This is a genomic window from Pedobacter sp. 01N416 (assembly GCF_056399685.1).
This window is the reverse complement of record NZ_JBFTRT010000180.1, coordinates 1-8,634: the sequence shown is the minus strand read 5'-3', so window position 1 is coordinate 8,634 and position 8,634 is coordinate 1. Positions and strand designations below refer to the sequence as shown.

Annotated in this window: 8 protein-coding genes; 4 read left to right on the top strand and 4 right to left on the bottom strand. The window is 38.9% G+C overall.

The window, feature by feature from the left end; translation table 11 throughout:
* The first annotated feature begins 71 nt into the window (after positions 1–71).
* Together AC1DND_RS11925 and AC1DND_RS11920 are read left to right on the top strand one after the other, a co-directional pair.
* Positions 72–2,825, top strand: a complete 2,754-nt coding sequence (locus AC1DND_RS11925; RefSeq protein ID WP_477581856.1) for a glycoside hydrolase family 2 protein — start codon at positions 72–74, stop codon at positions 2,823–2,825.
* A 63-nt stretch (positions 2,826–2,888) separates the two neighbouring features.
* The gene (locus AC1DND_RS11920; RefSeq protein ID WP_477581854.1) at positions 2,889–3,893 is read left to right on the top strand and encodes a 2-hydroxyacid dehydrogenase; all 1,005 of its coding nucleotides are present in this window, start codon (positions 2,889–2,891) and stop codon (positions 3,891–3,893) included.
* Positions 3,894–3,968: 75 nt separating this feature from the next.
* Here the strand turns inward: AC1DND_RS11920 and map are convergent, their stop codons facing one another.
* The 3 genes from map to AC1DND_RS11905 form a co-directional block, all read right to left on the bottom strand.
* A complete protein-coding gene (gene map, locus AC1DND_RS11915) occupies positions 3,969–4,769 on the bottom strand; it encodes a type I methionyl aminopeptidase (protein WP_477581852.1) in 801 nt (266 codons plus the stop codon).
* Positions 4,770–4,891: 122 nt separating this feature from the next.
* Positions 4,892–5,503, bottom strand: a complete 612-nt coding sequence (locus AC1DND_RS11910; RefSeq protein ID WP_215128193.1) for a Crp/Fnr family transcriptional regulator — start codon at positions 5,501–5,503, stop codon at positions 4,892–4,894.
* Positions 5,504–5,678: 175 nt separating this feature from the next.
* Positions 5,679–6,833, bottom strand: coding sequence for a helix-turn-helix domain-containing protein (locus AC1DND_RS11905; RefSeq protein ID WP_477581851.1), 1,155 nt, complete (start codon positions 6,831–6,833; stop codon positions 5,679–5,681).
* Between the two features lie 327 nt (positions 6,834–7,160).
* On the opposite strand from AC1DND_RS11905, the gene AC1DND_RS11900 reads away from it, so the two are divergent.
* The gene (locus tag AC1DND_RS11900) at positions 7,161–7,340 is read left to right on the top strand and encodes a histone H1 (RefSeq protein ID WP_029279213.1); all 180 of its coding nucleotides are present in this window, start codon (positions 7,161–7,163) and stop codon (positions 7,338–7,340) included.
* 94 nt (positions 7,341–7,434) lie between these two features.
* Here the strand turns inward: AC1DND_RS11900 and AC1DND_RS11895 are convergent, their stop codons facing one another.
* Complete coding sequence (locus AC1DND_RS11895) at positions 7,435–8,160, bottom strand: LytR/AlgR family response regulator transcription factor (protein WP_477581849.1); 726 nt, start codon at positions 8,158–8,160, stop codon at positions 7,435–7,437.
* Positions 8,161–8,282: 122 nt separating this feature from the next.
* Here AC1DND_RS11895 and AC1DND_RS11890 point away from each other — a divergent pair, with 122 nt between their 5' ends.
* Positions 8,283–8,504 carry a cold-shock protein gene (locus AC1DND_RS11890; RefSeq protein WP_477581847.1) on the top strand — a complete coding sequence of 74 codons (222 nt, stop codon included), beginning with the start codon at positions 8,283–8,285 and terminating at the stop codon, positions 8,502–8,504.
* The last annotated feature ends 130 nt before the right edge of the window (positions 8,505–8,634 follow it).

Sequence of the window (8,634 nt, the reverse complement as noted above, 5' to 3'; positions counted from 1 at the left end):
GTTTAATACATCCAAAACCATTATTTTTGGTTGAAAACTGACGCTGTTTTAATGCTTATACCAAATATATCATGATCAAAAGATTAGTATCTTTATTGTTGCTATTGATTTCTTTCGCGGGCTTTTCGCAGGAAACTACTAAAACCTATCTTTCCGGAACGGATAAAGACCATACCAAACAATGGGATTTTTATTGTACTGCCGGTCGTAAAAGCGGCATATGGACTAAAATACCTGTGCCATCTAACTGGGAATTACAGGGCTTTGGAACTTACAACTATGGGCATGATAAAGTTAAAGCCAGCGAACAGGGCATTTATCGTTATGAGTTTCCGGTGGGTAAAATCACAGGAAAAAAAGTATTCCTGGTTTTTGAAGGCGCTATGACCGATACTAAGGTTAGTATTAACGGAAAGCTGGCGGGAGACCTGCACCAGGGCGGATTTTATCGGTTTAAATATGATATTACCACACTGTTAAAACCAGGACAGAAGAACCTATTGGAAGTTACGGTTGATAAAGTATCGGCAAATGCGTCGATTAATAAAGCCGAAAGAACGAGCGATTTTTGGATTTTTGGTGGCATTTTCCGTCCGGTTTACCTGGAAACTGTACCAAACAAATTTATAGAAAGAGTTGCTGTTAATGCTAAGGCCGATGGAACCTTTCAGCTTGATGTTTATGGCCAAAATTTGGCTGCTGATGATATTCTTGAAGCCCAGGTGAAAAAACTAACTGGCGAAAATGTAGGGAAAGCATTTGCTGTAAAAGCGAATTTAGCGAATGGTATGCAGACCCTGAAGGCTACTTTCTCAAACCCTTTATTATGGAGTAGCGAATTCCCCAATTTATATCAGGTGGTGGTGCGGATCAAAAATAAACAGAAAATTATTCATCAGGTAAAACAAAAGTTCGGTTTTCGTACGCTTGAACTGCGTAATGGCGATGGTTTTTATGTTAATGGTTCGAAAATGATTTTAAAAGGTGTTAATCGCCATAGCTTTTGGCCCGAAAGCGGACGTACATTAAGTCGCGAGGTACATTTAATGGATGTGAGGCTAATGAAAGAAATGAATATGAACGCTGTTCGCATGTCGCATTATCCACCCGATGCGGAGTTTTTGGATATCTGCGACTCGTTAGGACTGTATGTGATTAATGAATTAACGGGCTGGCAGGCAAAATACGATAACACAGTTGGGCACAGGCTCGTAAAAGAACTTGTAATCAGGGATGTAAACCATCCATCTATTGTTTTTTGGGCCAATGGCAACGAGGGAGGGTTTAATACCGATCTTGATAATGATTATGCTTTATACGATCCTCAGAAACGTACCGTAATTCATCCATGGGAGAAATTTAACGGAACCGATACCAAACATTACCCAGATTATAACTATATGATTAAGGCCGCTGCTTCAGGACAGGAGGTTTTCTTTCCGACTGAATTTATGCACGCGCTTTATGATGGTGGTGCTGGTGCGGCTTTAGATGATTTCTGGAATCAAATGTTGATTCACCCGCATGGTGCCGGTGGTTTTATTTGGGCTTTGGTGGATGAAAACGTAATCCGTACAGATAAAAACGGTATTTACGATGGTGATGGAAACCATGCGCCTGATGGAATTATTGGCCCACACCGCGAAAAGGAAGCCAGTTTTTACACCATAAAAGAGATATGGTCTCCGGTTTTTGTCGATCTGGTAAAAATTGACAGTGATTTTAATGGTAAAATCGCGATCGAGAACCGTTTCAATTTTACTAATCTTGATCAATGTACTTTTAAATGGAAATTGCTTAGTTTTCCCTCAGCTAACACAGCAGGAACAAAAGCTATTGTAAATGCCAGTGGAGCAACGGCTTCTAAGCTTAAGCCTGGCGCAAAAGGTACGCTTGATCTGGCTTTGCCAAAATCGTGGACACAAAGTGACGCTTTATATTTAACCGCTTATGGGGCTGATAAGARGGAAATATTTACCTGGAGCTGGCCGATAAAAACTGCCCGTTTGGTTGCAGAGAAGCAAGAAACTACGCTGTCCAACTCAGTAGTAAAAGCCGAAGAAACTAACCAGTCGCTCCTGATTAAACAGGATGGTATGAGCTACTATTTTGAAAAGGCAACGGGTTATCTGGAGAAAGTTGTTAAAGGGAATACCATTATTTCTTTGTCAAAAGGTCCGGTGTTGGCTGGTGTAAATACCGAATTGAAAAATTTTAGCCATAAAGCAGAAGGCGCAAAATATATCGTTGAGTCTGATTATCAGGGTGCTGGTAATTTGCATGCGAAGTGGACATTTGAAACCGGAAAGCTGGTAAAACTCGAATATCAATTTAACCAACAGGGTGATGCTGATTTTATGGGTATTACCTTTAATTATCCTGAAGATAAAATTACCGGAATGAAATATCTTGGCCGTGGCCCGTATAGGGTTTGGAAAAACAGGCTAAAAGGGCAGCAGTTTGGGGTTTGGCATAAAGATTATAATAATTCGATCACTGGTGAAACCTGGGGCTACCCTGAGTTTAAAGGTTATCATGCCGAAGTGAACTGGGTGACTGTAGAAAATAAGGAAGCCCCGTTTACGGTTTACATACCCGATCAGGATACTTATCTGCAAATGTTAAGGCCTGCCCGTGAAGCTGCGGCACTAAGCAACAACAATGTAGAGCCCGCTTTCCCAGAAGGGAGTATAGGTTTCTTAAAAGGGGTAAGTGCCATCGGGACCAAGTTTCAGTCTGCTTTATTATTGGGACCCCAAAGCCAGAAAAACAAAACAGACGGAAAAACTTTTAAGGGGACGCTATTATTTGATTTTGGAAAATAAGCGTTTTGACTCCTAGGTTAAAACAGGACAGCAAAATCCTATTTAATCTGTATTTTTAACGATATGAAGATTGTGTTTTTTTCTGCGAAGCCTTACGACCGTGAATTTTTTGAAAGCTGTAATAAACATTATGATTTTGAATTAGAATTTTGGGAAACTCATCTGGGGCCTCATATTGCCGACGCGATAAAAACAGGTACTGATGCTGTTTGTGTATTTGTGAACGATAAACTAACGGCTGATGTTATAGCCATACTGGCACAAAAAGGGGTGAAAATTATTGCTTTGCGTTGTGCAGGCTTTAACAATGTGGATCTGAATGCGGCCAAACAATACGGGATTCGCGTTTGCCGCGTTCCGGCTTATTCGCCACAGGCTGTGGCAGAACATGCAGTAGCCATGTTGCTTACCCTAAACCGTAAAACCCATAAGGCCTACAACCGCATACGCGAACAGAATTTTTCGCTTTCAGGTTTAATGGGGTTCAATCTTTTTGGCAAAACAGTTGGCGTAATCGGCACAGGGAAAATTGGCGCTGCTTTCTGTAAAATTATGCTTGGTTTTGGCTGTACTGTACTGGCTTCTGATCCTTTTGTGGATAAATCATTACAAATTGCAGGAGTAAAGTATTTGCCTTTTCATGAAGTGATAAAAGAAGCTGATATTATTTCGCTGCACTGCCCGCTTACACCAGAAAACCATTATCTGATAGGATCAAATAGCTTATTGACGATGAAAAAAGGTGTTACGCTAATCAATACAAGCAGAGGCGGGTTGATTAATACACGAGAGGTGATTGAAGCACTAAAAACAGGCCAACTTGCGGCGCTGGGAATTGATGTATACGAGCAGGAAGAACAACTCTTTTTTAAAGATCTTTCAGCAAGTATTATTGGTGACGATGATATTCAGCGGCTAATTAGTTTTCCGAATGTTTTGCTTACCGGGCATCAGGCTTTTTTTACGCAAGAGGCCTTAACAGAAATTGCGGAGTCTACCCTAAAAACGGTTAAAATATTGTTAGAAGATAATGCTGAGGCGATAGTTTCAGATGCAATATTGGTGTAATAAGATAGATGGTTACATGGAGTTTTTTGAGAAACTGATCTCTCCAAAACCTCCATGCGCCCATTGTATTGCTATTTAGTAATAAGAAGTATTAAGGTTGCTGTTCTGCTTTTCAGCAGCCTCAATAGGGGCATAATTAGAAAGAATAAGTGCTTCCCCTTTTTTCACACATACATCATGTTCAAAATGTACAGATGGACTTCCATCAGCAGTTCTGATCGTCCAGCCGTCATCATCTAGAAAAACGTCTTTTTTGCCCATATTTATCATAGGTTCTATGGCCATTACCAGGTTTTCTCTTAGGAGTAAACCGTTGCCTTTACGGCCATAATTCGGTACCTGTGGATCTTCATGCATATCTTTCCCTAAGCCATGGCCTACCAGATCTCTTACTACGCCGTAGCCTTGCTTTTCGTTATGGCTTTGGATAGCTGCACCAATATCGCCAATGCGTTTGCCCACAACAGCTTCTTTAATTCCAAGAAAAAGCGATTCTTTAGTTGTTTTTACCAGGTTTAGTACTGCTGGCGATACTTCGCCGACGATAAAGGTATATGCATGATCGCCATGAAAACCGTTTTTTATGGTACCCACATCTACTGAGATAATATCGCCATCTTTCAGCTCATCTTTAGTCGGAAAGCCATGTACAACCACATCGTTTACCGAGGTAATAATATGGAAAGGAAAACCATTATAGTTGTAAAAGGAAGGTACAGCGCCATTATCAAGTATAAATTCGTTGGCTATTCTATCAATCTCGAGGGTTGTAATGCCTGGCTTTAATATTTTAGCTACTTCTGCAAGGGCATCGCTAACCAGTAGGGCACTGATCCGCATCAGTTCTACTTCTTCGTTGGTTTTATATAAAATCATTGCTGCAAATTTAGCAAAAGAAGCGGAAAGGAAAAAAGTTGAAAAGGTAGTGGCTAAAAGGCTTGAATGTTTGCGTGATCGAATGACTGCACGTTAGAATGATTGATTGTTTTTTCGCTAAATTAAGAGCACAACCGGTAATCGGGTGTTAAAATTTTATTTCTGATTCTACTCAGGGTTTCTAAGCGCATGCCAAGGTAGCTGGCCAGATAACGCTGCGGTATTCTGTTGATATCCAAATCGCTTTCCTGGAGTTTACGGTACCTGCTTATTGCTTTTGGTATCCTGGCCAGGATTGATCTTTCTGATGCTGCATAATAATGAAGCGCCAAAAGCTTTCTGCCGATTAGGTTGGCCTCTGGATAGTTTGCGTACATCGAATCGATTAGGGTATAAGGAATGCAGATGAGTTGACTTTCTTCCAGGGCCTGAAGATATTCTATCGAATGATTGGGCTGCTGATCGGGATGACGTATGGCGCCAATTAATTCATTTCCACAGCTAAACCAAGTGCTGATATCTTTTTTGCCATCGCGTATGAAGCCACGAACGAGTCCGTGTACCAAAAAATAGAGCGAAGCATTACTGTCTATTGGTGAAAGGATGTGTTTGTTCTTTTTAACATGGATGAGCTTACAAGATTTTTCATGTTCGGCCTTAAAGGCTTCAGATAAAGGATAAAATTGCTCAATATAATCGAAAAGCGGGCGTAAAAACGATGTTGAATAAAGCATAGTTAAGGCTTGTTAGATTTCTGAGAAATGGATTAAAGCATATTTATTTGAAATACCATACTCATATGATGATCAGAAACCAAAGGTATCTGGCATTTCAATATTTAGAGAAATAAAACGTGGTTGTGGCCTCTAACGATACGATCGTTAGAGTAAAAAAAGAGGGAATAACAGGTTAACGGCTTAATTCCTGTGCAAAATAGGTGGTTGGCATTAAGCCCGTTTCTTTTTTAAATGCATTGTAAAACGTAGCCAGACTTTTAAAGCCAGCTTCAGAAGCAATAGCTTCTATTGTTATTTTATCCGATTGGAGCGGGTACTGTATTAGGAAATGATTTACCCGGTAACTGTTTATCCAGTCGCGGAAATTTTTGCCGATGTGTTTATTAATTACGAAAGAGCAATGATGGATCGGGAGGTTAAGTTTTGCCGCTAGGTCGATAATCTGAAAATCGTGTATCAGGTAAAGGCGTTCAGCTTCCATTATTTCTTTCATGGCAAGGGCATAGTCAGACAGTTGCGCATCTAAAAGATTACTTTTTTTGACAGCTTTAAGTATACGTTTTGGATCTTCTTCCAATAAAGGAGCTAATGAGGAATCAGTTTCAGTTTTTTTGGTTGCAGCTTTTTTAGTCCAATCAACAGCTACCAGCAGGTAGCCATAAAAAATATAAGGCTTGTGAAGCGCATATAATAAAATGACTAATAGAGCCAAACAATTGAGCACAATAAAAGAGGCATTAACATATGGGATGTGTAAGCTTCTTAAAATAATGGGCACTAAACTAAACAACTGGAAAAAGGTCGCAATCCGGAGAAAAAAGATGATCCATTTTCTGCCTTCACCTTCGAGTATTTGTTGTGGTTTGTTTTTTAAACGGAGTACTGCAATCCAGGTAAGACACAAATAACCAAATACCAGCATTGGCCTAAATAAGTAATGAAAATATGGAGGAAACAGGCCACTTTTTGCTTTTAGTGAGAAGTAACCATTTTCTGCTAATTGGTTTCCTATCAAATCCCAATCTAGTGTTGTAGAAAAATGCCAGGGGATAACGTGGATAACAGCCAACAAAGCTGGTACAAAATGAAGCCATTCTATTTTTTGTAAACTTTTACGATCTTGAAGAAAGCCTGTTATGTAAAGGTAAAAGCAGGCTGGGGCAGCGTAATAAAACGGAGTAAAAGTTTGATGAAAAAAGGCTAGGGTATTAGGTTGACCCGATTTAAAGAGCAGCGAAGTTAAAATCTGCCCAAACCGGGCAAAAAATATAACCGAAAGTAGAACGTTAAGCAGCTTATTCCCTTTTTTTGCGAAAAAAAGATGCATAGAGAATAAAAGTAAGAATAGGCAACTGGTACTAACTATAAGGTTCAACGACTGCATATTTCCAACCAAGATAAAACATAATTGTTAAATTAAGTTACCTTCATTGTAAATGTTTGATGTGCAAAAGATGCTAAGAATGGAATGTTTTGGCTAAAAATAGGCTAATATTGCTGCTGTTGCCATTGCTTTTATACTATTCCGCAATAATGATTTGGCATAAACGTTTGTTTAATTTATAAAAAACAATAGTTTTGCGGCCCGTTTATTGTGAGCGGAAAGGAATATATTTAATTAATGGATGTTTACCATCCCGATAAAAGAAAAATTATGGACAAATTTAAAAAAGTGCAAGATCTAATCTCTTCTGTTGAAGCAGATGCAACTAAATTTTATGATGGTGGTAATGCAGCAGCAGGTACACGTGTACGTAAAGCAATGCAAGACCTAAAAGTTTTAGCCCAAGAAATTAGAGCTGAAGTAACTGATAAAAAAAATAGCGCTAAATAATTTGTTTTCGCTTTTAAAAAGAAAGCCCGCGTGTTACGTGGGCTTTCTTTTTATATGCTAGTCTAGGCCATAGCCTTTTATCTATCCTTAACCGTTATTTATTCCGTTTACTGGTAATAAGTTTATCGGTGAAGAAATCCCGGAAATCATTGTAGTAGAGGTCGCCAACAGTAAAGCTGGTATGGTTAGAAAGTGTTACTCTTGTTCCCTCAACATGTAAAATATGATTGATGGAAATAATATACCCCCTATGCAGCTGGATGAAGCCCTTTTTAAGGTTCAGTTGTTCTTTAACATCTTTCAAACTTAAATAAGCAATAATTATCTTCTCTTTTGTATGTATTTTGATATAGTTGTGGAAACTTTCAAAAGCAATTATATCTGCATACCGCACTAAAACCGCTTTGTGGTCTTCTGATTTATTTTTGACCAAAAAATAAGTTTCCTGCCCTATATTTTCTATTTCTTCCTCAAAAACACGGTTTACCGTTAAGGCAAATTTAGCATATCCATAAGGTTTAAGTAAATACGCATCTGCTTCTGCTTCGAATGCTTCAAAGGCATATTCTTCATGAGAGGTGGTAAATATCAGTTTCCTGGTTTTGGAGCGGATTGCTTTAGAAAGTTCGATTCCCGAAATCTGTGGCATTTGAATGTCCATAAATATCACATCTACCTGGTCAATCTTTTTAAGCTCGTTCAAGGCCACCACCGGATCGGTGTAACTCGCCAGAAGCTTCATATTCGGAGTATCTGCTATATATTTTTCAAGCCCCGAAATTGAGTTTTGTTGGTCATCAATGGCTATACACTTAATCATTTGTTAATTTTCCTTTGTATACATAACGAAATTACGCCTTTTCATACCGAAAATAGAACGCTTTATCCTGTTTCGTAGTAAATTTTCTTTCAGTTGGCTAATTTAGGGTAAAAAATTGCGTTATGATGTATACAGGAGTGATTAAATGGTATAATCCGATACGAGGTTTCGGATTTATTGCACCCGATGATGGAAGGGAAATGGTTTATGCAGATAACCAGAAATTGATAGGGATTTACCGTCGTTCTTTAGTTGTAGGAACCAAAGTTCGCTTTAATTTAGAACAAGGGCAGGTAGGATGCCAAGCTACTGATATTGTAGTTCTAAATATAGGTTCTGATTAACATTTGCACCGATCTATAACGAAAACAGACCGATCTATGTAACCTAGTGCTGAAGATAAAGACAGAATGCGATCTTCGTTTACAATCAATGAAAATGTAGAAATTTTAATCTAGACGGCGTTTGTTTGGG

What these genes read in the sequence shown, in the direction of transcription:
- AC1DND_RS11890 (WP_477581847.1), top strand. Translation starts at nt 8,283, where the DNA reads ATGATGTATACAGGAGTGATTAAATGGTATAATCCGATACGAGGTTTC.
- AC1DND_RS11895 (WP_477581849.1), bottom strand. Translation starts at nt 8,160, where the DNA reads ATGATTAAGTGTATAGCCATTGATGACCAACAAAACTCAATTTCGGGG.
- map (WP_477581852.1), bottom strand. Translation starts at nt 4,769, where the DNA reads ATGATTTTATATAAAACCAACGAAGAAGTAGAACTGATGCGGATCAGT.
- AC1DND_RS11910 (WP_215128193.1), bottom strand. Translation starts at nt 5,503, where the DNA reads ATGCTTTATTCAACATCGTTTTTACGCCCGCTTTTCGATTATATTGAG.
- AC1DND_RS11900 (WP_029279213.1), top strand. Translation starts at nt 7,161, where the DNA reads ATGGACAAATTTAAAAAAGTGCAAGATCTAATCTCTTCTGTTGAAGCA.
- AC1DND_RS11920 (WP_477581854.1), top strand. Translation starts at nt 2,889, where the DNA reads ATGAAGATTGTGTTTTTTTCTGCGAAGCCTTACGACCGTGAATTTTTT.
- AC1DND_RS11905 (WP_477581851.1), bottom strand. Translation starts at nt 6,833, where the DNA reads ATGCATCTTTTTTTCGCAAAAAAAGGGAATAAGCTGCTTAACGTTCTA.